Source organism: Lysinibacillus sp. CNPSo 3705 (assembly GCF_028674935.1).
Taxonomy (GTDB): Bacteria; Bacillota; Bacilli; order Bacillales_A; family Planococcaceae; genus Lysinibacillus.
The window spans coordinates 1-25,207 of the sequence record NZ_JAQZSD010000038.1; the positions used below are offsets into that span (position 1 = coordinate 1).

32 protein-coding genes and 1 pseudogene are annotated in these 25,207 nt (G+C 36.5%); 2 read left to right on the plus strand and 31 right to left on the minus strand.

Going from position 1 to position 25,207, the window contains the following annotated elements:
- The 29 genes and pseudogenes from PVA17_RS15925 to PVA17_RS16065 all read right to left on the minus strand — a co-directional run.
- Positions 1-181: hypothetical protein (locus PVA17_RS15925; protein WP_274068236.1), on the minus strand; the 181-nt coding region annotated here is incomplete at its 3' end.
- Positions 182-262: 81 nt separating this feature from the next.
- On the minus strand, positions 263-418 hold the full coding sequence (locus PVA17_RS15930) for an XkdX family protein (RefSeq protein WP_274068237.1): 156 nt from the start codon (positions 416-418) through the stop codon (positions 263-265).
- Complete coding sequence (locus PVA17_RS15935; protein WP_274068238.1) at positions 418-633, minus strand: XkdW family protein; 216 nt, start codon at positions 631-633, stop codon at positions 418-420. Before PVA17_RS15935 ends, PVA17_RS15930 begins: the two co-directional genes overlap by 1 nt.
- Positions 633-3,071: a hypothetical protein gene (locus tag PVA17_RS15940; protein ID WP_274068239.1), complete on the minus strand. Its 2,439-nt coding sequence runs from the start codon at positions 3,069-3,071 to the stop codon at positions 633-635. Before PVA17_RS15940 ends, PVA17_RS15935 begins: the two co-directional genes overlap by 1 nt.
- A gap of 1 nt (position 3,072) precedes the next feature.
- On the minus strand, positions 3,073-3,711 hold the full coding sequence (locus PVA17_RS15945; protein WP_274068240.1) for a hypothetical protein: 639 nt from the start codon (positions 3,709-3,711) through the stop codon (positions 3,073-3,075).
- Entirely contained in the window at positions 3,711-4,013 is a 303-nt protein-coding gene (locus PVA17_RS15950) for a hypothetical protein (RefSeq protein ID WP_274068241.1), read from the minus strand. The genes PVA17_RS15945 and PVA17_RS15950 overlap by 1 nt, the downstream gene beginning before the upstream one ends.
- Positions 4,014-4,027: 14 nt before the next feature.
- Complete coding sequence (locus PVA17_RS15955; protein WP_274068242.1) at positions 4,028-4,684, minus strand: putative phage tail protein; 657 nt, start codon at positions 4,682-4,684, stop codon at positions 4,028-4,030.
- Complete coding sequence (locus PVA17_RS15960; RefSeq protein WP_274068243.1) at positions 4,671-5,780, minus strand: baseplate J/gp47 family protein; 1,110 nt, start codon at positions 5,778-5,780, stop codon at positions 4,671-4,673. The genes PVA17_RS15955 and PVA17_RS15960 overlap by 14 nt, the downstream gene beginning before the upstream one ends.
- Positions 5,758-6,222 (minus strand): DUF2634 domain-containing protein, encoded by a 465-nt coding sequence (locus PVA17_RS15965; protein ID WP_274068244.1) that lies wholly within the window; start codon positions 6,220-6,222, stop codon positions 5,758-5,760. The genes PVA17_RS15960 and PVA17_RS15965 overlap by 23 nt, the downstream gene beginning before the upstream one ends.
- Positions 6,223-6,230: 8 nt before the next feature.
- The gene (locus PVA17_RS15970) at positions 6,231-6,515 is read right to left on the minus strand and encodes a hypothetical protein (RefSeq protein ID WP_274068245.1); all 285 of its coding nucleotides are present in this window, start codon (positions 6,513-6,515) and stop codon (positions 6,231-6,233) included.
- Complete coding sequence (locus PVA17_RS15975) at positions 6,512-7,543, minus strand: XkdQ/YqbQ family protein (protein ID WP_274068246.1); 1,032 nt, start codon at positions 7,541-7,543, stop codon at positions 6,512-6,514. Before PVA17_RS15975 ends, PVA17_RS15970 begins: the two co-directional genes overlap by 4 nt.
- Positions 7,540-8,193: a LysM peptidoglycan-binding domain-containing protein gene (locus PVA17_RS15980; RefSeq protein WP_274068247.1), complete on the minus strand. Its 654-nt coding sequence runs from the start codon at positions 8,191-8,193 to the stop codon at positions 7,540-7,542. The genes PVA17_RS15975 and PVA17_RS15980 overlap by 4 nt, the downstream gene beginning before the upstream one ends.
- A 4-nt stretch (positions 8,194-8,197) precedes the next feature.
- On the minus strand, positions 8,198-11,341 hold the full coding sequence (locus PVA17_RS15985; protein WP_274068248.1) for a hypothetical protein: 3,144 nt from the start codon (positions 11,339-11,341) through the stop codon (positions 8,198-8,200).
- A 173-nt stretch (positions 11,342-11,514) separates the two neighbouring features.
- Positions 11,515-11,997, minus strand: coding sequence for a phage tail assembly chaperone (locus PVA17_RS15990; protein WP_274068249.1), 483 nt, complete (start codon positions 11,995-11,997; stop codon positions 11,515-11,517).
- Between the two features lie 71 nt (positions 11,998-12,068).
- Positions 12,069-12,512: an endoglucanase gene (locus tag PVA17_RS15995; RefSeq protein WP_274068250.1), complete on the minus strand. Its 444-nt coding sequence runs from the start codon at positions 12,510-12,512 to the stop codon at positions 12,069-12,071.
- 430 nt (positions 12,513-12,942) lie between these two features.
- Positions 12,943-13,434: a hypothetical protein gene (locus tag PVA17_RS16000; protein ID WP_274068251.1), complete on the minus strand. Its 492-nt coding sequence runs from the start codon at positions 13,432-13,434 to the stop codon at positions 12,943-12,945.
- A 96-nt stretch (positions 13,435-13,530) separates the two neighbouring features.
- Positions 13,531-13,971, minus strand: a complete 441-nt coding sequence (locus PVA17_RS16005) for a hypothetical protein (protein ID WP_274068252.1) — start codon at positions 13,969-13,971, stop codon at positions 13,531-13,533.
- Between the two features lie 207 nt (positions 13,972-14,178).
- Complete coding sequence (locus PVA17_RS16010) at positions 14,179-15,579, minus strand: phage tail sheath subtilisin-like domain-containing protein (protein ID WP_274068253.1); 1,401 nt, start codon at positions 15,577-15,579, stop codon at positions 14,179-14,181.
- A 3-nt stretch (positions 15,580-15,582) separates the two neighbouring features.
- Positions 15,583-15,831 (minus strand): YqzN/YkzM domain-containing protein, encoded by a 249-nt coding sequence (locus tag PVA17_RS16015; protein ID WP_274068254.1) that lies wholly within the window; start codon positions 15,829-15,831, stop codon positions 15,583-15,585.
- A complete protein-coding gene (locus PVA17_RS16020) occupies positions 15,828-16,226 on the minus strand; it encodes a hypothetical protein (protein ID WP_274068255.1) in 399 nt (132 codons plus the stop codon). Before PVA17_RS16020 ends, PVA17_RS16015 begins: the two co-directional genes overlap by 4 nt.
- Before the next feature lie 56 nt (positions 16,227-16,282).
- A complete protein-coding gene (locus PVA17_RS16025; RefSeq protein ID WP_274068256.1) occupies positions 16,283-16,675 on the minus strand; it encodes a hypothetical protein in 393 nt (130 codons plus the stop codon).
- Positions 16,672-17,094 carry a hypothetical protein gene (locus tag PVA17_RS16030; protein WP_274068257.1) on the minus strand — a complete coding sequence of 141 codons (423 nt, stop codon included), beginning with the start codon at positions 17,092-17,094 and terminating at the stop codon, positions 16,672-16,674. Before PVA17_RS16030 ends, PVA17_RS16025 begins: the two co-directional genes overlap by 4 nt.
- Positions 17,094-17,285: an iron-sulfur cluster assembly accessory protein gene (locus tag PVA17_RS16035; protein WP_274068258.1), complete on the minus strand. Its 192-nt coding sequence runs from the start codon at positions 17,283-17,285 to the stop codon at positions 17,094-17,096. The genes PVA17_RS16030 and PVA17_RS16035 overlap by 1 nt, the downstream gene beginning before the upstream one ends.
- Positions 17,275-17,475, minus strand: coding sequence for a hypothetical protein (locus tag PVA17_RS16040; protein WP_274068259.1), 201 nt, complete (start codon positions 17,473-17,475; stop codon positions 17,275-17,277). The genes PVA17_RS16035 and PVA17_RS16040 overlap by 11 nt, the downstream gene beginning before the upstream one ends.
- A gap of 152 nt (positions 17,476-17,627) precedes the next feature.
- A pseudogene (locus PVA17_RS16045) lies at positions 17,628-18,371 on the minus strand (DEAD/DEAH box helicase family protein); the annotation flags it as partial.
- Positions 18,364-19,287: a terminase small subunit gene (locus PVA17_RS16050; protein ID WP_274068260.1), complete on the minus strand. Its 924-nt coding sequence runs from the start codon at positions 19,285-19,287 to the stop codon at positions 18,364-18,366. The gene PVA17_RS16050 and the pseudogene PVA17_RS16045, both read right to left, overlap by 8 nt.
- A gap of 58 nt (positions 19,288-19,345) precedes the next feature.
- A complete protein-coding gene (locus PVA17_RS16055; protein ID WP_274068261.1) occupies positions 19,346-20,221 on the minus strand; it encodes a DUF5677 domain-containing protein in 876 nt (291 codons plus the stop codon).
- 140 nt (positions 20,222-20,361) lie between these two features.
- Positions 20,362-20,946, minus strand: coding sequence for a hypothetical protein (locus PVA17_RS16060; RefSeq protein ID WP_274068262.1), 585 nt, complete (start codon positions 20,944-20,946; stop codon positions 20,362-20,364).
- A gap of 206 nt (positions 20,947-21,152) precedes the next feature.
- Positions 21,153-21,701 carry a hypothetical protein gene (locus PVA17_RS16065; protein WP_274068263.1) on the minus strand — a complete coding sequence of 183 codons (549 nt, stop codon included), beginning with the start codon at positions 21,699-21,701 and terminating at the stop codon, positions 21,153-21,155.
- A gap of 620 nt (positions 21,702-22,321) precedes the next feature.
- Between PVA17_RS16065 and PVA17_RS16070 the strand changes: the two genes are divergently transcribed.
- Positions 22,322-23,020: a hypothetical protein gene (locus tag PVA17_RS16070; protein WP_274068264.1), complete on the plus strand. Its 699-nt coding sequence runs from the start codon at positions 22,322-22,324 to the stop codon at positions 23,018-23,020.
- Positions 23,021-23,103: 83 nt separating this feature from the next.
- Positions 23,104-23,313 carry a hypothetical protein gene (locus PVA17_RS16075; protein ID WP_274068265.1) on the plus strand — a complete coding sequence of 70 codons (210 nt, stop codon included), beginning with the start codon at positions 23,104-23,106 and terminating at the stop codon, positions 23,311-23,313.
- Between the two features lie 157 nt (positions 23,314-23,470).
- Here PVA17_RS16075 and PVA17_RS16080 read toward each other — a convergent pair whose 3' ends face one another.
- Both PVA17_RS16080 and PVA17_RS16085 read right to left on the minus strand, forming a co-directional pair.
- Complete coding sequence (locus PVA17_RS16080) at positions 23,471-23,731, minus strand: hypothetical protein (protein WP_274068266.1); 261 nt, start codon at positions 23,729-23,731, stop codon at positions 23,471-23,473.
- Between the two features lie 1,228 nt (positions 23,732-24,959).
- Positions 24,960-25,100, minus strand: coding sequence for a hypothetical protein (locus tag PVA17_RS16085; RefSeq protein ID WP_274068267.1), 141 nt, complete (start codon positions 25,098-25,100; stop codon positions 24,960-24,962).
- Positions 25,101-25,207: the final 107 nt, after the last annotated feature.

A 25,207-nucleotide genomic window follows, 5' to 3' on the forward strand; every position in this document is an offset into this window, starting at 1 on the left:
TTTCTACACCCATTATAGTATATTTATTTAGTAAATCTTGCAAAAAAATAAGTTCATTTTCATTATCCTTTAATTTTCTTAATTCCCTCAATTCCTTACTCTGCAATAACTCTTTTTCTTGTATCTCCTGATATTTCATTTTTAGTATTTCCAATTCATTATTTCGTTTTTTGAAAAGCATTATAATCCAACATCTCCCTTATGATAATACTTATTGTATCGGGATACATTCAAATACATTTAAGGGATAATAAAAATAATGTTAACCTTCTGCTTGCGTTTCAAAATCCCGTCCTGTAATTTCTTCATACTGCTTAGGCGTAATTTCTCCAAAAGGATTAGCATCCGTTTTTACAGCTAACCGCAACTGAGCAGCTGTCACCCATTTATACATAAAAGCGATTTGCCAAAATTGCACTATGCTTCACCGCCTTTCAGGGTCATTACTTTAAGCTTCAATTGCGAAACTGTTTGCCCCAGGCTATTAATAAGCAAATCCTTCTGAACGCCCTTGATTTTTTCTTGTGCTAATTGTTCTCCCAGTGAAGAAACTTGTTCATCAATGCTCAACCCTGTTCCGATTTTGATAGGCTCGCCAATTGAGCCATCTTTATTACGTTGTTTATATTCCATTACTCTACAGCCCCCGATATTAAGTGGATTTTGTGATTAACCGTAGTATTCGGTCGTGTAGTAGAAAGTTTCAAAATGATATTTTCTTTCGGTTCTGTTGTTTCATAATAGAATGTATCTTCGACTATCTTATCATCGTATGGCATTGGTGCCGTATCTTCCGGTGATAGTGTCTCATACTGCTCTTGCTCACCAGCTAAAGTCATGGACAGCTCAACTTTTAAGTCCAATTCCTTATCACGCTCGATAAATAATAAAACACCCTTTGCAGTTCCCTTAGGTGGCTCAATTTTATAACGAGCTACAGATTGCAAAATAGGTGTTTTCACTTCATTTTTATTTAGTTTTATCGTTTTGCTAGTTTTAGCGCCATAATTGTCTACGACTTCTACTACAATGGCATTTTCGCGAATCTGTAGTTGTGAAAGTGCTATTTCAAATTCCCACTCTCCACCTGAACCACTGTAAATTTCAACTGAGTTTCCAGAATTGATTCGTCTTGTTACTTTTACACTTGAATTAGCATCTTCGTCGGATGCTTTACCTGTGATTTTAAATTTGTCGTTATCAACTACACCAGACGGTACAACGGCATCCACGGATAAAAGTGGCGCTCGGTTAGGTACAACATAAAATGATTTTTCAATAATAATAGATGAAGCCCCTTCACTGTCAGTGGCCCATACTTTTAACTTTTGTGCTACTCCATCGGTTAGAATACCAGTGAGAACTGTATCACCATCGTATAGCTTACTGCCTTTGAATTTTAGCTGCTTAGACAGTGCAATTTGCGTTTGGCTTATATTAGTAGCCAACACCTTTCGTTGTTCGCTATTTATTTGGTAGTAAACAGTAACTGATTGGTCTGAATCAGCATCATAGGCTGTTCCTGCAATGTTTAAAATGTCATTTTCGTACAGTGTTACGTTTTCGGATGGATTAGTTAATGTTACGGTAGGAGCTACATTATGCTCAATTACAAAAGCCTCTGAATATACATAGTCGGAATACACATTACTTGTATTTTTTGCACGCACTCGCAATTCAAGTGTTTTAAGCGCTTTATCAGTCGTGATTGTCAAGTTACGAGTTAGCGTGTTGTTATACCCAAGCTGTGTCCATGTGCCGGTTGCATTGTATCTGTAAACTACCTCATAAAGTGAAATATTTTGCGCACTTGAGGCACCAAAGGCAATACTCGCAACCTCGTTAGGTTTAAACTTCTTACCTGTTGTTGGCGCTGTAAATGGTGAGGGCGGCGCGATAGATTGACTTACACGACTACCACGAACATACCAATAACCATCTGCGTGTTGTCCGTTTGTCGGATATGTGCCATCTTCGGCAGGAATGTCGCTTTGTACTAGCGAACCTTTACTGTAACTTGTCGATGACGTCGAATCACTTGAGTTTTTGCTTTGCATAGATACCAGTTGTCGTGCGCCTGACAGATTTCCTCCGTTACCAATTACTTCTATGGTATATTTCTGTAAAGTTGAACCACTCATTTCATACCCAACGTCACCAACTGACATAGGTACGCTGTAACCTATTTGACTATTTACTCCGTAATAGTTACTTCCGTTATAAAACGTGTATGATCGGTATAGATTAGCGAATTCTGTTGGAGTCCAACCAACTGGAGAACTCCAAGGAGCTTCTTGATATGTTGTCGTACTCGCCACCGTATACCTAGCATAATAATACTTTGGCTTTGTAACTGTGTACAAACTACTCTCGCGATACGCACTTTCTAATCCACCAGAATCAACAGCCTTGACGCGCATTTTTAAGCTTGTCGCATTAGGTATTGTGTACGGAAAGTTCGATGTTGTCGTTTCTCCAGCTTTTGAGTATGCAGCGTTATTAACAGAAACTTCCCAAATGTATTTAGATAAATTACCTTCTGCATCAGTTGACGCACCAACTGTAAATACTTTTGAATCACCAATTTCAAGCGTTCCGCTAGGTTGTGTAAATGCTCCTGGTTGCGTTGGTGCAGTATTGACGATAGCACCTTTAACGTACCAATAGCCATCGCTGTGTCGCCCGTTTGTTGGATATGCGCCATCTTCTGCCGGGATATTGGATTGTATTAGTGCGCCTTTAGTATAGTTTGTCGTTGTTGTATTTTTCGCTATTACTTTTTGGTGTAATACGTAGGTAAGTTCATCACTAGCTTGACCACTTTGGGTTGTTATAAACCTAAAGAGGTAATTATCATCATTCTTGTCATATGCAACACCATCTAATGTAACCCAATCTGACGAGTTCCACATTTCTGTAGGTGTGTACGTATTGGTAGCATTATTGAACGTATATTTTTTGTATGAACCTTCGTATTTTCCTCTACTAGCATTAACATATTCCCAAGGCGCATCGTCGTTATACAAAGTGTTTTGATTAGCTATAAACTTGTCATAATAATATCGTACCATTTTATACTACCTCCACTAATTCCACACTATATGTTTGCCAATCACCAACACCCATTTCAGCGTTGACCGTATCAATTGAGACATTACTTCGAGCCACTTTAGCACCTTTTTTGTAGTTGTTTGTAAGATCTTGTACCTTGATAGTGTCAGCACCTACCTCAGTGATAATAACGCCCTCGCAATGCTCATCATCATAGATTGTGACCTGTGTAAATGCTGTAAATCCTTCGGTATTAGCCACCTTAAATTCTGTTGTACCGGTTGCAATAGCTAGAGGAATATATGTCATCGTTTTGTCTAGCTTGATTTTGTTTGTGCTACCATCCAAAGGATCTGCAAATGTTCCACTATTACCTGGTACTCGACCATCTAACTCCAATTGAATTTGTATACGACGTATAGTGGATTCTAAAGAAATTAAATAATTCCTATTAATTTCAATATTTTCATCTAAATGATTCATCACTTCTTCATTGTGACGAGTTCCTTCTTGTAAAGCCTTCCATACTGGTACACCCGTAATAGGCTCAATTTCTTGCTTTCCAGTGTCAGGGTCAATAACAGGAATGAAGTTGCCTTTTTCATCTATTCGCAAAATATGATCTAAAAAATTTATTCTTTCATATTTTTCAAATGCCACTATGCCACCACTCCCTCAGCAATGATAGGAATATCAAAAACATACATAAAACCATTATTTTCCCTATAGAAATTTGTTGGACCGCTTACCAAAATAGCATTATCACTATCTAGTAAAGCAGCATGTGTTACGTTTCCTTTATGCTTATTTAAATAAAACATCACTCTTATAATGTTGCCTAACTGCTCTGTTTTGTAAATTTCAACATCGCGTTCAACTCCATCAATTAAAAAACGCCCCTTTCTCACATTTGAAAGTAGCGTTTGAAACAGTAATTTAATTAATCTTTCGTGAACTTGCATGTTATCACCTCATTTTAATAAGAAAATGCCATACCTGTAATTGGATAGACTACCTTGTAACCGTGTGTCTTTGCAGGAATATCAATCTTAGACTCACTACTTACACCTACACCATTATCAGTTGTTATTGCTTGATTAGTTTTAGGATAGACAACTGGATAAACATGATTACGAGCACTTACTTTAATACCTGGTACCTCAAATACATACATAAATAAACTTTGTAAATGAGCTGGTTTAATTTCTTCTATTGCGTCTACCAAGCCATTACCTATTAAACCCCCAGTATGGGGTATTCTAACAATAAACTCATACGCACCAGGTACATCAATAACTTTTGCATTTCGATTTTCAACATAGGTATTAACTACATTTTCTAGCCTTTTTCTTGTAACAGTAAAATACTTATTAAGCTCATATAATACTCTCTGGATACGTTCAGCATTGGTCTTTTTTTCCTTATGGACAATACCGAGTTTATCTTCCCAATAAATCAGACTCCAAGTGCTGTTTTGCGGAAATAATTCTGTAGTTAGACTTTCTGTAAAGTTAACTAACATATCCATAACCGAACCGTTAGCTTCGAAAATCGAAAGGGAATAGTTATCGTTGCTATAAATAGGTGTCACGCCATCAAGCATCTTTTGTGTGGTGCTGTTAAGTTGTTTCATCGATATGTAACACCTCACTAACTACAGCACGTTCGCCTTCTGCTAATGCAATATTGGTTGTAGCATCATTTAGTAATAAGTTTTCATAATCACTTATTCCCTCTGTTCGAGTGATTATTGCACCAACTAACGCATATTTGATTATTGACTCATCAGAGAAATAACTATTAATGTTGTCTTCCAGTAGATTTAAAACTTCTTTTATTTTATATCCTTTTTCCAGCACCAATTTAACCTTAATTGATATTGGTACTGGAGTTATTGTATCTATAGTTACATGGGCACCAATAGGGGCTTTACCTTCTCCCATTCCATCTACAGGATCAATATAATTTTTTACTTCCTCAATGAGTTGTTGGGTAGCAATCTGCCTATTTCGATCTGTAATTAGTACACGAACCGTCTTCGGTCCGGCCCATAAAGGTTGTACAATTACATCACCAACCCCATCAACTTCCTTTGCCCAACGCACATAATCACTCTTAGCACCACTTAACGGCTTATTTCTATTCCTTTCCAGTATCCGCTCCCTATAACTCTCATCATCCTCTATAGCTGCACCATCAGTTACAGCTTCAGGGTTATACAACCTTTTTAGGCCTTTAATCGGCTTATCAATCCCAACAATTGTATTCGGTGGCACGTTGCCGTGTAATCCCGCTTCAACAGCTTTGATTGGTAATGTAATTTCTCCGCTTGAATCGACAATCCCACCTTTTTGAATACTATATCTAACACTTTCCTCATGTTCATCACCAAGCGTTAAAACAATATTTCCCTCCGGAATAATAGTACCTTCGTCCGCTATAAATGTTTCGAGTGTTGTTGCATGTACAGCAGCTTTACGATCAACCCCGATAGGTTCGCCGTGTAATTCTAAAAATGGTCCAATAGCAAACTGTGGAAACGTAAGCATCAATGTGAGTGGAAGTGTATACTCTACAAGCTCCCCCGCTACCCTAGCCGTTGGTTTCGTGTGATCCCAATACATATGACCTTCTGATGTATCAACGCCTTGTGGTGCCATTTTAAGCATTTTTTCATGTATTTGACTTTCTGTTATTTGCAAGTGTTCAGGCAGCTGAAACCCTAGCATTCAATTCCCCTCCTCTCTGTATCGAAATTCGATCAATGCCATAAATACTTTCCAATAAAAAATAAACCCAACAGCTATCGCCTTCCCATTCAAAAGTGAATGAGGATACGTTAACCGTGCGTTCATCTGTCATTAGTGCTTCTTTAATTGTCCTTTTTAACTCACTTTCAGCAATGCCACGAGGATAGTTTGCTCTTACAATGGCATCAAATTCAATACCAAAGTCCGAGCTATAGCAATCTCTTTCATATCGCTCCGTTAAGCAACATTTTATGACCCAGAAGCGGTAAGCATCTATGGCTGTATCTTCTAACGTTTTGCCTGTTCCAGTTACAATTACCTTTCCTTCTTCATAATCATATCTATATGACCTGACATCTTGAAGGGTCTCAATATCTTCACCATACATTAATGTTGGTGCGTCAAATGTAGCATACTCCATTTTGCTTATCACCCCTTAATACGCGAAGTAATAGTATACGTATGGCCATCTTCTATTGGAACACATAATACCCTATCATTTGGCTTTAATGGGTCTAATTCAGAACCAAGACTTAAAGAGTGACTAACAGTATAATCTCCCGAAGGAATAGGTTTTGAAAAGCCGTCTGGTAGTAAATTGAGTTGACTGTCTATCGTTCCATAAACAGGGAAACGTGTATTTTCTTCTGTAATACTACTAGCTATTTTTACAAACGCCTTTGCTAAAGCATTACCTCCTAAATTTTTAGTCATTTTTTCGCCTCCAATATAAGCGTCATCAATCCATTTTCAATATTACGGCTAACACTTTCCACAATGCATCTAATACTCGTTTGTTTGCCGTCCTTCATTCCACCGATTGTTCCAGAAGCAATCATAATCGCATCACCTTTTCGAACCCACGGAATATCTGGATGTGTAACACCTCGTTCAATTTCAGGCTTACCACGCTCTTTTAAGATTTCATTTGCAGCCTTAACTGCTTCACTTGCAGTTTTAAAGTTCGATTTATATAAAATATCCTGTACCTTTCCAAATTCAGGTTTACCCGTTTTGGTTGCTGATACTTTAGGCCTTTTCCCCTCACTGGAGTTACTATAAATTTTTACAACAGTCACTAAGTTCTCACTTGAATGCATGTCATAGCCACTCTCAACAGTTGTGTCAGTTAATTCATAAACTATTCGATTGGTACCTTTTTTGATTGATTCCAATTTTCCTTTTGTTGAGCGGACAACATAGTCACCGTCACTTTTTTCTTTGGATTCCTCAAGACGTTGAGCTATTGTATTTCCCACGTTGCCGTTATACATTTTTTTAGTTAACGCTGCATTTGGTCCGTCTATTTGCCCTATCGGAATACCCATATCATTAGCTATTGTTTTAATGGATGTACCAGCACTAATACCATCCTTAAAATAAAAATGTTCTTTCGACTGCATGATATTAAACACTGGATCATACGCAATAAATTCAATTGTGTGATTCTCAGCAATTGTTTTCCAATTATGAATAGAACCTCGAAAAATTTCAGTGAAGGATGTTCCGGTACTCTTGGCCTCTAACACCAGCCTTTTCGCAAGGTAGACATGCTGATGAATCCATCCATCAGCACGCTTAATGTTTTTCATTCTTACCTTTACCTTTGCAGATAGCTCTCCGTCCAGTTCTTCGTGGTGACACGATTCTATAAGGTTAGTAATATCAATGGCCGCTCCAGTTGGAGGCAAGATTACAAGACGATATTCTACTTTAGTAAGATCAAATAACTTTTCTGTCACTTTAACCATTCCTTCGGTATCGTTAAGACCTCACCTGGATAGATTAAGTCTTTATTTTTACTTTTTAACTTATCTTTGTTTAGATTCCACAACTCAGGCCATTTGTTTCCGGATCCGGTTAACTTTCTAGATATGGTCCAAAGACTGTCGTCTTTAACCACGGTGTAAGTTTTCGGCATTGTTTTCGTTTCTTTACGCTTTTGTTGAGTTACATTTTGAGTATTTGTGATTTCTTTAACCTCAAAGTTACGATACTCCTTCAAGGTTAGTGAATATGGTATATTGCCACCCGCTTTTTCAATAGTTGGCTCAAAGCTAACAAAAAACACAGGCAAATTCCAATCCGTTTCACTTATGACGAGTCGAAGCTTCTTGCCGTATGGACCGGCATCACTCCAACTTTCAAACTTTTCAACAATTTCATTAGGTTCAAAGTCCGAGGTACGTTTCCCTAACGGCGTTGAGCTTTTAGGTAGCATCCCTGACACCTCAAAGGCAATAGGTTGGCGACCACGTGGAATTTCCACACTACCCAATACAATCGGCTCAAATGACATGGTTTTGGTGCCGATGGTGATTTTTATTTGAGACGGTGCGACAGGAAAGATAACAGAATTCTTTGTTTCTGGATCAATTAAAGCAAAATCCATTTTCTCACCTCGCTACCATCATATTTGAAAAAGCCTCAGTTACTTTCCCAGCTAATTTAACGCCAATAGCATCTAATATTTCATCTGAAAGATTACTTAAATCAACTTGCCCATTCTCGTTCGCTTGGACAGTTATTTGTACTTGCGGAATAATATCACCTATACTAATGGCCGCCCCACCATTCGCTGCTGCTATGTCGCCATAGCCTTCAATAACACTTCCACCAACTATGCCACCATTTGCATATGTTTGAACTCCTAAAGCCGATGCAGCTCTATATAGTAATTCTCGGCCACGCCCTTTACGACTTGGTGACAACGGAATAATAGCTTCTGGACCCGCTTCTCCAACTAGTCCCATGTGTGGACGATTGATTAAACCACCATTTGCATATGGCACATAACCTCCGCCACCTCTTCGTACAGGTCCTAAACTATTTTTGGGACTTGTAGGTGCTACTGCAGAAGGTACAGAAACATTGTTGATCCTTGAACGTAAACCATCAATGGCACCTTTTAAAGCATTAACTTTTTCTGATATACCACCGAAAGAGGCTACAGAAGCGGATGCCTGTAGAGTGCTAAGAATTAATGCAGACATACTCGCGTTTAATAGGAAACCTTTTGGTGCAATAGGTGTATACGCACCACTTACATATGCAGTTGACTGCATTAATGTCATAGTCATTGCATCCATACTAGAACCTAACATTACACCTCTAATTTGTAATGGGGCAAAAGTGCTTTTTAAGCTGCTTGTTACTTCACTACTTGATTGCACCAAATTATCGAAATTTGTTTTAAAAGATTTTATACTCACATTCACTTCCGCAAATGATGTTAAGACGTTGTATACACTTTGATGTAGCGCATTCGTTGCATCTTCTAATTTCTTAGCTAATGCTTGAGCCTTCTGTTCAACAAGTGCATTACTACCAGTGCTTTGAGTGCTTGGCGAAGGTGTTTGTTTTATTATTGATGCCGGTGATTGTGAATTAGAAGTTTTAGGCGTAGTTTCTGCTGCAGAAGCGGTTTTACTACTAAACAAACCACTAATTTTATCAGTTATCCAGTTGGCAAATTTTTCGCCACCAATAGCTCCTCCAATGCCTCCTCCTACACTACCAATAACTGTTCCTGCAGGTCCCACAAATGATCCAACTGCAGCTCCAGCACTTGCACCTGCCCATCCACCAGCAGCACTACCAACAATGCCGCTCCACGAAGATCCTCCACTTAATCCGTCAAAAATAGAGAGTGTAGCACCAAGAACCGGGATACGTTTTGTCCATTTACTTACGCCTTTTGGCATCTTAAAATCCTTTATTGTATCCATAAACGATTTAGATTTGGTTTTATCTTTTGTGTAACTTGTTGGTTTTGTCTTATTATTGGAAGAAGTTTGATCTTGTGATTTTTGTTTAGATTGTTCGGAATAGCCTCCACCTGTTAGTTTTGTACTTGTCGTATCTTTTGTATTAGGTACATCTTTTGATTTCCGTCCACGAAATTTATCCCAGATATTTTTACTAGAACCCCATAAACTTTTCACACCTTTAAAACCTGAAATAAACGGTTTTAAGACTTTGAAAGCCGCATAAACAGTTGCCAAGCCTCCCAATACCGAAGCTCCGCCAGCTTTTAATAAAGAACCTCCAGTTTCTTTACTAAACAAACCGTTCTCTTCCCTATTTTTCCCGACGTCACTCCAAAGGGTACTTAATATTCCGACTCCCTCTTTTAATGCAACCCCCATACCTTTTAAAATCGCTTTAGCCATTAACGTACCAGTATCAATCATTAGCTGTTCCCCAGAAGAGTCCCACCAATTACTAATAGCTGGAGCGGCTTCAGTATCCCACCAATTTTTAAAATATGACTGGGTATCTTTAGCAACAATTTTAATCTTGGCGCCTACTGTTAAATCTTTATTTTCAGCAGAATTAAATACGTCACCTAAATAATTAAACAGTCCTTCACCTTTTGAAAATGCGAATTCAGAAAACTCCTTACCAGCTTGACTTACAGTCTTTTTCCATCCACCCCATGTTTCTTGGTTATTTTCAAGCCATTGGTTAATTTTATCAAGCCGAGGCTTCATAGGCTCTAGAAATCCAGTTCCTATAGCACGAAGAAGAGAGCCCCTGTATCCTTGTAATGTCGCAATGATACCTGATGCCGTTTTAGATAATTTCCCAGCACCACCCTCATACTGTTTGGCTAACTCTTTCATCACACCTGCGAATCCGACCTTATCAAATTCTTTTTTACTCATTTTCAAGCCGAATTCAACCAGTCGGGCCATTTCACCCATTTTTGCGTCAGCTAATGCTTCCATGGCATCTTCTACTGTTTTACCTGGTGTTAATGCTGCCATGTCGGCCGAGATTTTTAGTAGTTCTTTAGCTTTTTTAATATCACCATTTGAAATACCAACACCACGCGTTAAAGCGGGGAATAACTCTGGCGAACTAAAAGGAGTAGTATCTGCATATTGCCCCATCCATTTCGTTAACTCCTTGGCCTGTTTAACATTGCCTCCCAGCCAGTGAGTCATAGCAACCTCATATTCTTCCCATCTCATTGCCGCTCCAAGCGTAGCATCACTAAAATTTTTAATACCTAGATAAGATACAGCAATCGTGACCATAGCCGGAATGCTTGTTATAGATTTTTTGATTCCACCAATAACTCTCGTCGCCCTATCAACAGCGCCGATAGTGAATTTTATAGCTCTAGCATTACGAAGGTTATTCATTTTGCTTTGAACATAACCGATAGTTCTTGAAGCACTATCTCTAACACCTATCTCAATCATATTTTTACGTCGTGCAATACGTTGCATTACATTTGCTTTCTCTTGTATGCGTTTTTCCGCTCTGGCCATCTGTTTATCTATATTTCCACTTACTTTGGAGACTTCCTTACTTGCTGCAGCGGAAGCGGTTTGGACCTTTTTGACTTCTCTCTCTAAACTAGAAGCACTTTTTTTCGCACTATCAAAGTCACTGATACCTTTTACTTTTACATCTTTTCCAAGTTGCTTTTGAAGAGCCAAGATAGCTTTTTCGGCTTTTTGAATCTCTTCAGTATATTTATCTTCCACAGTGATAGGTATCTCAATTCGATATACTTCTGTACTAGACATTCAATCCACCACCTACTTTTTATTTAAAATCTCTGCTCGTTTTCTAGCTATCTCGTTCTCTTTATTTAACGTATAAATCATTGACTCAAAGCAAAAACGTTGAATATTCTTTGGCTTACTTAAAATCTCGTCTGGAGTCTTTCCAGTCCGTTGGAAAATCTCATGCAGGAGGGTTATTTTCCCTCCTGCTCCAATGAGTTTTTTAACATGTCCTCCGCTTCGAGCATATAACCTGAAAATTCATCAATCACTTGTACTACTGCTGATTTTTCGCCGGCACGAAGTACCTTTTCGATTAAATGAATACCCGTTAACGCCCCTGTTGCTTCCCAATATTTTTTGTTATCCCATAAACGAGCTCTATCTTCTTTTGTAGTTGCTTCATAGATAAGCATTGCTCGCATTTTTGGATAATCCGTTTCTACAGGAACCTTAATCCCTTTATTATTTTTAAATTTAGTTGCTTTATCTTGAATTTCATCGTATTTTTCTTCTGGTACAGGTTGGACTTTAAAACTAAACAATGTCACTCCTTTTCTCTTAATATTTACTTCTTTGGTTTCAGCTTTATTGTCCTCATAGGCACGCAATAATCCATCAATGATAGCAGATTCATTTTCTAATAGTTCCTCTTGGCTTTGTTGTTCATTATTCATATTTTTCCGCTCCATTTCGTTTTGTAATTTGTAATAGAAAAAGGCGCCTATTCAGCGCCATTTAATCATTTTTATTTTTTATGTGATCGTAAAACACCTGTGAAATTCAAGTCAGGCAATCCCTTTCCACCTTTTTTAAAACCATTAAGAATCTTTACTAACAACATGTCATTTACCACAGTTTCTTTAAATGTAAGGGTGAATGAGTAGCCTGTTGTAATCCCCCAAATAACCCATTGACCGGCTGCTTGATAATCTGCCGTTTCAAATGACATTTGTGCTTGCCACTCATTGACTGCTGCTAAAAAATTACCATCTTCATCGTATAGTTCACCATCTACACCATGAAGGATATTTCGTGGATCAAATTCTCCTGAGTCTAATTCTTCTTGCAACTCAGGAGGCATATTAACACGAAACGACCAATCACGTTGTAGGATTTCTCCCGGTGCTACATTTGCCACATCGATTGAATCTGTCGGAATGCAGCGTCTGAATACATAACGTCCATCCATCTGTAAAACCTCCTAAAAGTTAAAAGAGCCACCTTTAGGTGACTCCCTTTTTTAAAAAATTATGACACCGTCCAAATTAAAAGAAACCACCTCATATGAGATGGGTACCTCTTTCTAGCTATTTAACTAAAGCACCTTTTTGTTTGAGAAGAATAGCCTTTATATTGGAGGATTTAGCTTGTTTATTTTTAAAATATATCAACGTCAAATATCCAAAAAACTCACTACTGTTGCTTAACTAAACTGCACGTTAGTTGAATAAGAATCCGTTCCACCACTCTTAAGTTGTGACACTTTTTATTGTAAAAACCTAAAAAAATTACATAGCAAAGGAAAAAGGAAGTCTAGGATACGCTCCTAACTCCCTCTTTATTTCAATAAATGTTATGTTTTATCCCACTCTAAGACATTTTATAGAAGATGAAAATGGTTAAGAGCCAGGACGTATTATTCTAGTAATTGGCTCAATAAGAACTTGCATCTCATTTCTTAAATATGGTTTTTCTGTTGGATTGGAATCTCCATATTGATTAAATGTAATGTTAATTACAAGTCCATCGTATACATCTGTATAACTATTACCAATGTTACCCGTTTGTTGCCATGCAATTCCTGAAGTAGGTGGAGCCGAAGGTTTATGCCATCCAGTAAGAAGATAAGAAATGGTTTCTGAACTATTATTTTTAATAACAAACTCTGTATGAGTTTGTCTAGAATAATTCCCAAGCTCAGATACTTTAGCTCCACTTAACATTGAATATATACAAATTGCTTGTAACCATGGTCTATCAGAACCTGAAATCTTTGAAGTGAAAGTTCCTCTATATCCAGCTGGAATATCAGCCATAAATGCATTACTAATATCTAAACCTAATGAATTATCTGGGCCAAAACCTTTTGGATAATCAAAACGATTTAACATTCTTTTGTCTCTCCCAATAAAAATTGTATTTTTTTAGATGACTATCAATATTTATTTGTGGAGTATTAAAATATCTTCTGTACCTCAAAACCATAATTAGTTATATCTTTTAAATAATTTTTTAAAATGTTTTATCACTCTAAATCTTTTAGGTAATGTATAACCATTACCACCATCACTACCGCCACCGTCAGCAGAACCACCAACATCTTGCGGCGGATCTACTGTATCATCTCCAGGGTTGTCATCACCATTAAAAACCTCATCCGCTCTTATAGGTAAAACTTGAACAAGCTTTATATAAGCTGAACCTCGAATAAAAACTTTAACTATTCCTGTTTGAACACTAGGGTTAGAGTAATTTATAACCGCATCTAAAGGGATATCAATATAATGAGACGTTTCCAAACTAGAATATAAACGAACAATATTATTTTCCTCTGAATTTCCAATATATCCTGATAATACAACATATAAATCCGTACCAATATTATCAGAAATATTTTCCAACAAAGGATGAACAGGCGGTTTTACCATACACACTCCTCCAATTACATAAAATAAAATTCCAATATGCACAGTATTCTCAAGTTAAGTTTTTTTATTCTTAAGCCGAGGTAAAAAATTAAAAAACACCGGGATTATTTAAACTCTTCAACTCTTTAAACAACTGTAAAAGATAGTAGTGCAAGGGGAAGATTTATGCACATTTACAAATTAAGCAAGAAATACGTTCCGTAACACTTAATATTTGAATCCAAATGCAAGATAAGCTTTTTCAAGTCCATCTAAGTCAACTAAGTTGTCAAATGTGAACCATGCGGAATCACCTTGCGGCGGTGTTTTTGGATCAACTATCATTGCTCCAGACTCTAATCCGCCATCTTCAATCATTTGATTGATTTCACCATTTGCTAAAGTGATAACATGCTGACGTCCATCAGCATTGTTGTCTACATTGTTAGACATAGCCTTATCCACTTTACGAACAATGCGGTCAATTAACTCATAACGAGTTCGCATTCGGCGAATTTTCTTCCATCCTTCATCCTCATCCTCCCCAATTGATACAAGTGTATTAATACCGTAATCAATCTGAGGAATTCCATCAGAGTTAAGGGAAAACACCATTAAACCATTATTGGCCGCTTCATCATATTGAGTAGCTGTTAGCTCTCCAACAACCTCAATCCCACCATCAATTGTATTTTTCGTAAGACTAGACTTATAGGATCCGGAAACCATCATCCCCATAACACGTGCAGCAGCTAAAGCTCCTTTCAATTCACGAGTTGTAGTGCGTACAGCATTGCCGATGTAAATGATTGCAAAATCATTAAATGCCTTCGCCTTTTGGATACGAGTATTAAAATCATCCTCTAAATCATTTGCAAACACTGCAGATGTTCGATACCCTTCCTGAATACGACGATGGATAAACGCTTGAGCTGACGCTTGCAAAGCTGTGTTTTCTGTATCTAAGATTAATGAATCGAAGAATTTTGTTTCCAGAAGCGGCATAGCTGACGTATAGTCTTCGGCTGTTATGGTTGGGTCACTTCCGCCCGCCAATGGTTGGCTCACAACAGAAGGCAATTTACCATCACTTACTTTTTTAACATCTAAATAAGCACTCTTAGCAAGCACCTCTATTAATGTAAGTGCCTCATTGTCACCGGCTTCATAGCTATAGCTCTCTAACTGTCTACCTTCCTCCGTTAAAATGATTTCACGCTTTGAAGGGTCCAATGCATCTCGTAATGTTACTTCAAAATTACGTGACGTTGGATATTTGGTTGTTAGATCAACATTTCCGGCAGATGCCTGATTAATTGTAACTTTACCTTTCGCTCCTCCCTTACCAACACGTACTGTATGCATAAATACTGCTCCACCACGGAATGCTTCTTCTAATAATTCAGCAGCAAGACCAGAACCAATCATTTTTTTTAATGTTGCTGGATCATTGTCCGATGTTTCGATTGTTTGAACTGTTCCAAGTGGCCCCCAATTTGATTTAACAAGTGCTGCTCCTACACCTAATGGGCGAGCATAGCTTTTATAACCACCGGCATTGTACCAGCGTACATAAACATTAGGGCGTGCCTTTTGCTCACCGAGCTTAAACATTGCTCCGATTCCCATATATTACACCTTCTGTCCTTTAAATTTTTTAATAGCAGCCTCTACCTGAGTGCGTGTTAATTTGTCACCTTCAACAAGTGTTAATGCACCGGCTAAAAATTCAGCCGATACCTTAAACACACTTGAAGCTACTAAGATTTCATCACGACTGTAATTCTGTTCAGATACTTCCTGTTGTTCTGATGTTTCAGGTACTTCTTGTTGTTCAGATATTTCCTGTTGTTCAAGTACTTTTTTTGTCCTCGTTGTCATTTATGCACAGCTCCTTTTGCCTTATCGCTATCATTTGTATAAACTTGACGTAGTGGGTTTCGTGGTCTTTCTTTTAAAATTCCATATCTAACTGACAAATGAATTTGTCCTTGCTTAAAAGGATCATAACCGTCATTTACTGATACACTTTCAAAATTCATTGGTGACTTATCCGACATGTAGGCTCTGTTATCTAATAACAGTTGACGAACAACCATTTCAGCTACTTGCTTCCGTTTAGCAACATTTGGATTGATTACATGCCCTTTAAGCGTTGCAGTAATCCAAAGCCCCCCATGCTGTAGGTTCTGTTGCTGTAATAGCCTCCTGACGCCAATATAATGCTGGGCGTTCATCTGATGGTTTCCATGTAGAAGGATTGGTTTGTAAATCAATGAATTTCATCCTAGAATAGGCAGTCATTGTTGTAACTGGATCCGGTTCGATAGGTTCATGAACAAGCCAAGATAAAGAGTATATACGAAAAGCTTAAACCTCTAGTTAACGCATCCCATTCCTCGTCTACAATGTCCTCTGTAGATCCAACAAATTCGATATAGAAAGGTTTACCATCTACATCAAAACGTTTTTTATCAATAACCTTATTAACTTCTTTTGCAAGATTATCAACTGCTTGGAATGTCGTCCGCTTCACATAAGGCCATACTTCGAAATCCATCGTAATATCCGCAAACTTTTCAGTATCAGTCTGCGGACCTTCTCGAAGAATTAGGCATGGTTTTATCATTTCTGGACCAGCTGCAGAAGGTTCCCATAACTCGCCTTTAACAGTTGCAACCCCATCAACGAGCAAGTCATACAAGGCACCACGTACTGTCGTCATGATTCCCAATACCTCCTGATCGCATTTTCAAATTCTGATTTATTCTTTTTTGCTGTGTTTTCAAGCACTGGATTCGCTTTTATACCTTTTATTGATTTAGCGAAAATAACGTTATCACCAATTTGAAACCTTAAAGCCTTTTTATTTTTAGGTGTGATAGGTCGCTTATTTGGACCGTATATACCTGTACCTAGTTCGTGATACATACCAACCTTAGAGCCATGAGCGACATATACCGTTGTTCCATTGTAAGTTTTGTCCGCTCCACCATGTATAGCTGCACGAGTTGCACCGGTACGGTCAGTCCAACTTGCGGTTGATTTAACATCAGATTCTAGTTTTTTACCGAGATGCTCACCAAGTAAATGCAAACCAGCAACCTTCCTATCCAACTTTTCTTTAAATGAATGAAGCGGCATTAAATCACCCTTACCAATTCACCTTGATAACCTACAACCTCGCCTTTTATTTTCTGAGGATATATAGCTGTCACAAGGTATCTAATACCATCTACCTCAAATTCATCTTTATCAGTCGTGTTAGCTTGTATATCCGCTTCAAAATCCGCCAATATACCAAAATACGTGTCCGTTTGCTTCTCACCAGCCAATGTAGTGACTACTTGGGGGGCTAGATGAACCCGAGTTAAAAATACGTACAATAAAAGGGCCAACATCAATGTTTTGTTCATCGATGTAGCCCTGTGCCTTTTTCTTTATTGTTCGTTTAATAGTAATGCTAGTGGGATTTTGCTCGATGTTCCACTTTGTTTGCTTTCTTCGCATTTCTACAAAGTTCATTACATCACATCCGGGGCACTACATCTTAATAAAAAACTAGGTTGCTGTTCTTCCGCTTCTTTCGCCTTGATCTTTATACTTTTGAGCCATACGTAAAGCATGTGCTAACCTATCTTGCAAGGTATTTCTCGAATACCTTCATCATCTAAGTAAACTTCACGCATAGTAGCAGCTTCTACTTTTTCAAGGTGTATAAATGTATCTGGTTCCGATTTTGGAAACTCTCCAAAGACTCGGACACGATCAACATCACTGTCCTGTCCGTATTTACGAATAAGGCGCTCAATGTTGTCTTTACTCGCTCTAGATGAGTCATAGCTTGATACCTTATGAGTCTTGTAATCGGATCTATCACGATGGTGAGAATCATAAAAAACCCCACTCGTTCGAGTCGGGTTCCCACACATCAATAATTTGTTTTCAGCACCTGAAAGCGTACCAAGAATAGCTTCCAGATGTTATCCGCTACCCCTGACGCTTCATCAACTACAAACAACATGTAATCTTCGTGGAAACCTTGCATGTTCTCAGGTTTTGTAGCTGTACGAGTTGTTGCAAACCAACGTTCCTCGTTGCCAATCATGTATACTTTTGTTTTGGTCCACTTTAAAAAGTTTTTAACAAGTGTGCCTTCAAGCCATTTTGCAATCTCAGCCCACAACACATCATTTAACTGTTGCCTAGTCGGAGCGGTGCATATCACCTTTGGATTCGGGCGACAGCAAAGGTACCAAATGACCGTTACCGCTTCAAGCCCTGTTTTCCCTACACCCTGACCCGAGCGGACACTTACAAAAGGATTATGTGCTAAATCGGTTAAAACATCACGCTGCCACTGGATCATCCCAGTAAACGTCAATAAGGTCGACTAGTACATTGTAAGGCTTGTTACTCATGTGCCTTCACCTTGCGCCTTTCAGCAACTTTACCAAGTGCAGCCACCCAATCTTCGGCACTTTGATTTTTATTGCCATCCTTGATATTTTTAATTTCAGCCTTTGTCTTGCCAATGTTTAGCTTGGCTTGCTCATTTTGCAACTGCTTGCGTTCGTTTTCGTTAAGTAAGTCAGTATACTTTGCTAAGAAAGCCATTGCTGCCATCTTATCAGCAAGTTTAACCTTAAACATTCCATCTTTACCTTTAGATAATTCGGTAATGAGAGTTCCATCAATCTCTTCTGAATGTTGCATTGAGAACTTTGTGTACGTATAAGGAACGATTTCTGTTTTCTCAGACTTCTTTGAGCCATCTGGGTTAAATTCAACGGTTGTTTCAGTCGCTTCTGCTGTCACTTGTGTAAAGTCAATGAAGTCTGTAATGTCTGCAAAGGCGATTGCTTTGTACTTTTGTAATACATCCATTTTGTCTAAATCCTCTTGTTCTAAGCGCTCCTTTTTCAACTCAGCCATTTTAGCTTTTATCTTGGGATTTCTTGTGAACCTGGAGCCCTCTGACATAGCGGTCGCATAACTGCTTTTATAAGCTTTTTTATATGCGCTTGTTGCGTTTAACGAACGGACATAAAACATACAAAAAAGCCGTTGTTTATCAGTTAATCCGTCATCACCTTCTAAATCAAAGGCGATTACTTCTTCTGATTCAACGACTTCTTTTTCTTCGGCTGCATCCTCTTTTACGGTTGCAACCTTCGCTGTTTTGGTTGCATCCTTTTCAGTTTTATCCCTTAACCATTTCTCACGGCTCTTCCGGCTCTTTAATGTGCCAAGTTTTATATCATGCTTTGCAGCAAGTTCAGCAAGTGTAATCTTTGCTGTTTCCCATTCTTTTCGAATCTCTTCCCAGTTTGGCATTTCACATCACCACCACCTCCGCGATTTTAAAGATAAAAAAACACTCAAAATTTGAGTGTTAAAATAAACCATCTTTATTAAAATCCCCAATGTTATCTTCTAATGACCGATTCATATTACTTAACATAAATTGGAGATTTAACCTATGTTGATCAAAAACATTGTCTTCAACTTCAAAATTAAGCGATTGAATATACTCATGAAATAGTCTTCTTTGAAGAATAAGTGAATCGCTTACTATTTTATAACATTTCTCCTCTTCAAACTCGTCATAAAAATCTTCATTTTCAATTGTTACAATAGTTTCAAAAAGTTTTGTATAGACAAACACAGTAAAAAGTCTGGTAAGCACCTCATCACTTTCTTTATTGATGGTAAACCCTTGATCATCGTCAAGATAATAATCTAAATTACTAAAATCCAAATGAGCAAATCTCGAAATATAGCCGTAAAACATATCATAGTAAAGCTTATCTAATTCTAACCGCTGACTTCTAATACTTCTTGTTTTAGCAACTTGTTTACCTTGTTCATCTAAAACTTTGGAATGCTTAACAGAGTAATAGCCAGAAGAAATTTTAATTCTATTTTGGATATATTCTTCTAATAGAGGTAAATCACTTATAGTATGGACATTTTCATTAATAAATCTAGCAGCCAAGTAGTTTTCGAATATACTTCTTACTAAAACATATACATCTTCACCATTACCTAAATCCAGAAGATTCCTAATCGAGATAAGTGTTTTAGCACTTTTTGTAAAAGCTAAATACTCATGATCATAAACATGTCTGATTGTTTTTAGACCCTTCCTTATATCCCTCAATCCCGGTAAATAGCACGAAGCCTGGACAAATATTTTAGACCTATCAATAAACTCGTCTATTATCGCATCCAATTCACTTACTGCTTTTGATTCATCCAATTCATTCATTCTGCATCTCCTCCTCACGACATTATACGCCAAGAAAGGTGATATTCCTTTATTTACTTTTCGTATGTTCCAAGGTTTGTGGCGGAATCTGGTTGCATAAACACATCACTTCATGCTTATCCACCTTGTGACTGACCATGTTATTTATATAATCTATAGTATTGGTCTTCTAACCTTCGTCTTCGAACACCACACATGTTTGTAAATTCTAAGATTTTCGATATTAATTCTACCCCAAATTTTTGATAATCTAAATCATTCCCAACCTTTCCAAGTCTAATTTTCACCATAAATCCTCTGATTAAATCTTGTATTTTGTTGTATTCCTTATATAAGTCACTACCAATAATTAATATATTTTTTTCTAGTAAACGCTCTTCCATTTGGAAATATATTTTTTCTAAAAATTTATTAACTTCTTCTTTATCTTCAAAATTGGTATCTATCTCTAAAGTAATATTAAACATATATGCTGATTCATTTTTAATGACATAAATTCTTTCAGGAATATTGTTTAGTTTTTCTTTTTGTTGGCTATCCTTTAGAGTTTTATTCACCCCAATTAATGTGATTGTACCACCAATAATTGCCCCAACAAAAGCGATTATTGCTGCAACTATGGAATCTTTCCAATCGTAGAATTCTATCATTATCCATCCTGTAATAAGTAGCACCAATAAACTAGTCCATATTAATATCGCCCATTCAAAAATTTCCTTTTTCACTTTTATCACCCATTGATAATAATACGACCAAAGGAATATTATTGGAACAATTTTCTACGTTACTACTGTCTAATCTTTAAATTTCAACTCAACAGCCTTGAAAGTTTCACTCTCAAAAGTAAGTACCGTTGCCCTAGGAGGCAATGAGAGGAAACTACTCAATACACACTTTTCAGGGCGAAATAAAAAACATCCCGAAGGATATCTTATTTATTTTTACTAAGGCCATATGCATTAAACGAATAGCCTTGTTTACTCACAAAACTGCTTAACTCTTTAATTTTTATAGATCTCATACTATGAAAATGAACTGTTAATGAATTTCCTATCAAATCATAATAAATACCACTAACATTAAATTCATCCCTAAAATTTATTATAAAATCTATTATTTCTTCTTTAGTACCTGGAGGAACTATTACTTCCAAATAGTATTTTTCCATCTTTTTTGGTTTTTCTGGTTCATAGTAAAAATCTAGTTCTTGATTAATCGAATTAAATTTTTCATTAATTTTTGTGTTAATTTCATTTATAACTTCAGGATTTACTTGAGTTCCTACATTATTTATAATTTTTTCAATTTCTTCTTTTAATTGATTTTCTACTGGTGCTGTTACAGCTCTGGGATCTAATTTATCAATTTTACTGTCCATTCCTTCAATTTTAGCCCTTATAGTGGTTAATAAATTTGTTGTTTCTCTTGTAACAGTTTGATTATCACTATCTTGTTTCCATGCAAAAAATATAGCTACCAATGCTAGCGTATTGAGACTGCACTAGATATAATTCCAAAGTTCACTTCTATATTTTTGCTTTTAGCGAATATAGATGATATTAACAGTATTATTATACCAATCAATATTCCTAGCAACCAATACCAATCTCTATTACTCCAATTTTTAAACATGTAATATTTTCACCTCTCACTAAATAATAATCCGTAAGGTAATGAATTGGAACAATTTTCTTTCACTCTCAAAACCACACCAAACTCTACCCTCTCGACTCAAAGCGTTTTGGCTGTTTGATACAGTTTTCAAAACAGAAAAACCACCTACCGAAGTAGATGGCTCGAATTGTAGGCTTGTAGCAAATTAAGCCTTTCAATATTATTTTTAGGACGAAGTCTTAAAGGCTCCGGGGATTTAAAGCCGCTCCGTCCTACCTCAAAGTTTACTATGTCGAATGATAAAAGAACAGCTTGGGAACATTTGTCACTATTATATTTATATAACTAAAATCAATCATTCCGAATATTTTAGGTAATATATAACATATATGTTTTATGAAAGAAAAATAAAACTGCATTTACAAATATATTTATATATGTTAATTTAGTAATTGTTCACAATAATTACCAAAGGAGAGACTTTCTATGTCACAAACAAAAAAGTTATTTATGTGTTTAATCAGTTTAATTTTTTTAGTTGTTTTAGCAATACCTAGTTTATCCTCAGCAGCAATTTTAGACACTAATGAACTTTCTAAAGATGAAGTTGATGCATTGCTTTCTGATAGTGCATTTTACCAATCTGAAAAAAATGTACGTCCTGCAACAGATGCAGAATTCCGTCAAATTGCCGATAAAGTAATGGAAAAAAGAATCGAAAATCCAAATGCAAAAGTAGATGTAAAAGAAATTTTATCTGAATTAAATTTAGAGGATATTGGTTACATAGAAGAAGATAATTTTAATAATAGTGCGATAATAAGTCCAAGATTTTTGGCTGTTGGTTCAGTTGGTTTTAGTAATTATACACGGACAACATCTAGTTTCGAAGCTAGAGCTCACGTAAATAATTCAATCCCTCTTACGACTATTGATCAAATTGCTGGTTATTTCAAAGGATACTCAATCCTACCAGGTGCTACAGGATCTGTACTTCAATTCAATCAATATTTTTCAGAATTAAAGGTTCCTTATGGAATAACTAAAGTTACAAGTTTGAAAAGTGTACCTCATTTCGGAAATCATGCAAGGATGGAAATTTCTGCAGTAGTATATGATGGGGGGAAATCAACAACTGTATCTAATCGAGCAATAAGTAACCCCGATGGTACCTTCTCTCAGTAAAACATAGTAAAATAAAAAAACATCCATATAGGATGTTTTTTTATAATTGCTCTTTAATAAATTAATATTTTGGAGGTATTATTGTGTTTGATAAAACGGATTCTAAACTAAAAGATAGCTATTTTGTTATCATTCACCCAGCAACCTATTTATTTATTACAACTTTGGGATTGATAGGTTTTATTACTTTATTAAAAAATAGAAAGAATAGATCTTATAATGATCAACATGTTACATCATCAAAAATTCTTTCCCAGTCCGAAGTAGAGGCATTACTTATGGAATCTGAATAACAATAATTAATTAATTTAATAATGATTATTAATTGCTTTTCGATCTTTTCCTAAATAAATGAAAGGGTGATAGATCACCCTTTCATTTATTTATCAGAATATCTAAAATACGCTCTCTCACTCTCTGAACACTTGTATGACTCATATTCAGTTTCACTCAAATCCATCGGAATGACATGCCCTCTAGCAACCAAAATAGCACCTCTTGCTCCGTGTCTCCCGTTACCTTTTTAATTAGATTTTGCACCAACAATAATTCATCTTTAACTTTGTTAATACGTACTTCACGTAATGCTCTAATTTGAACATGTGCTTGTACAGGATCACTTGTACAACCAACAGCTTTAGGTATCGTTGCCTCTATACCATATTTTGCCGTGGATGCAGCAGCTGATAATGAATCCAGTTCATCTTTCATCCTCATGTACTTGCACATATTGTCATGATACCTCTTGACATATCTAGCTGGTATCGGTTTAATTGAGTTTGCCCTTTGCCCATAATGTTAACCTCCTAAAATAGAAGAGGACACAAAGCTAGAGACTGCCCTGGTCTCTAAAACTCTGTGTCCTCGGTTGTTCCGATAAACTTTATTTTTTTAAGTATTCACTTAATAACTCACGTAAATAAAATAATTTATCTATTAATTCCCTATCTTTCTTTCGGGTATTTCTAGATAAACCCCATAAAGTAATACCTGCCATAAAAAGCATCGCTAAAAAAATATCATAAGTGCAATTTCTGATATGATATCAAAATTCTTACTACCTTTATAACTGATAAAAACACTCAATAAAGATGTTAAGAATGAAGAAATAGCAATCATTATTACAATAAAATTCACGTTTAAATTACTATTATGATTATTTTTTGCTATTTTAGCTTTTGTCTTAACTAGTATCCATTGATAATTAAGGGTATTTAACTGGGGCACTTTCTGGGGCACTCGTAGTTTTTTTAAAATGGTGCCCCACCAACTAGATAATGCTAAGATTGAGGAATTCTTGACAACTTTACTACATTAAAACCAAAGCCTATCAATCCGCAAATAAAGAAAATATATGCTACTAGAATTGACATAGCTTCTAAGTTGTTAGTAAAGATTCTATATCCTCCTAAAGTAAATAATACCAAACCAAAAACCGAGCTAAGTAATGTTTTATTCTTTACAGACAAAAAAACACCTCCAAATAATGGTATAGTTATAGGTTAACATAGATTTGGTTTTTAGTTAACCTATTCTATTTTTTCATTGAAGAGTGTTACAAAAACAAAGAAGCTTAAAAACAATATGAGAAAATTAATAAATATGGTGTGATCCACTTTTCATTGGGAATATCTAAGAATTTGTGATGAATCGCACTTAAATTAACGGGGGCTTTAGTAAAAAAAGAAATAACTTTTTTATCTTTTTTAAAATTAGGTCTTGATAATTACCACGATAATTTATTCTATACATTGAATCACATCGTATGACTACGATGCCTTCCATGTTTTTGTCTTTTGTTAGTTGGAATATTTCGCTACCATTACCTTCTATTGGAGGTGTAACCAAAAACTATTGATTGGGACCCTCTCAATGGGCCCGTTGACGTTGTTAAATAAAAAGCCCAGGCTCAAAATTAATTGAGTACCTGGACATTAAACTATTCAGCTACTATATTTGTTACTTGAGCCAACTTAGCTGCTTTAATTTCACTAGCTCCACCTTGTGCTGCAGCCATGCCAGTAAACGTTCCTGTTTTAACACGCCAATTAGCATTATCTTGTTCGATTACGCTACCCAACCGAAACGATTCTTTAATATATCTAAGACATTTTCAGCTGCTTGTTTTATAGCGTATGTGCCTGTTAAGATGCGAAATTTACTAATATCTGCGGAAGGCTTTAGTTG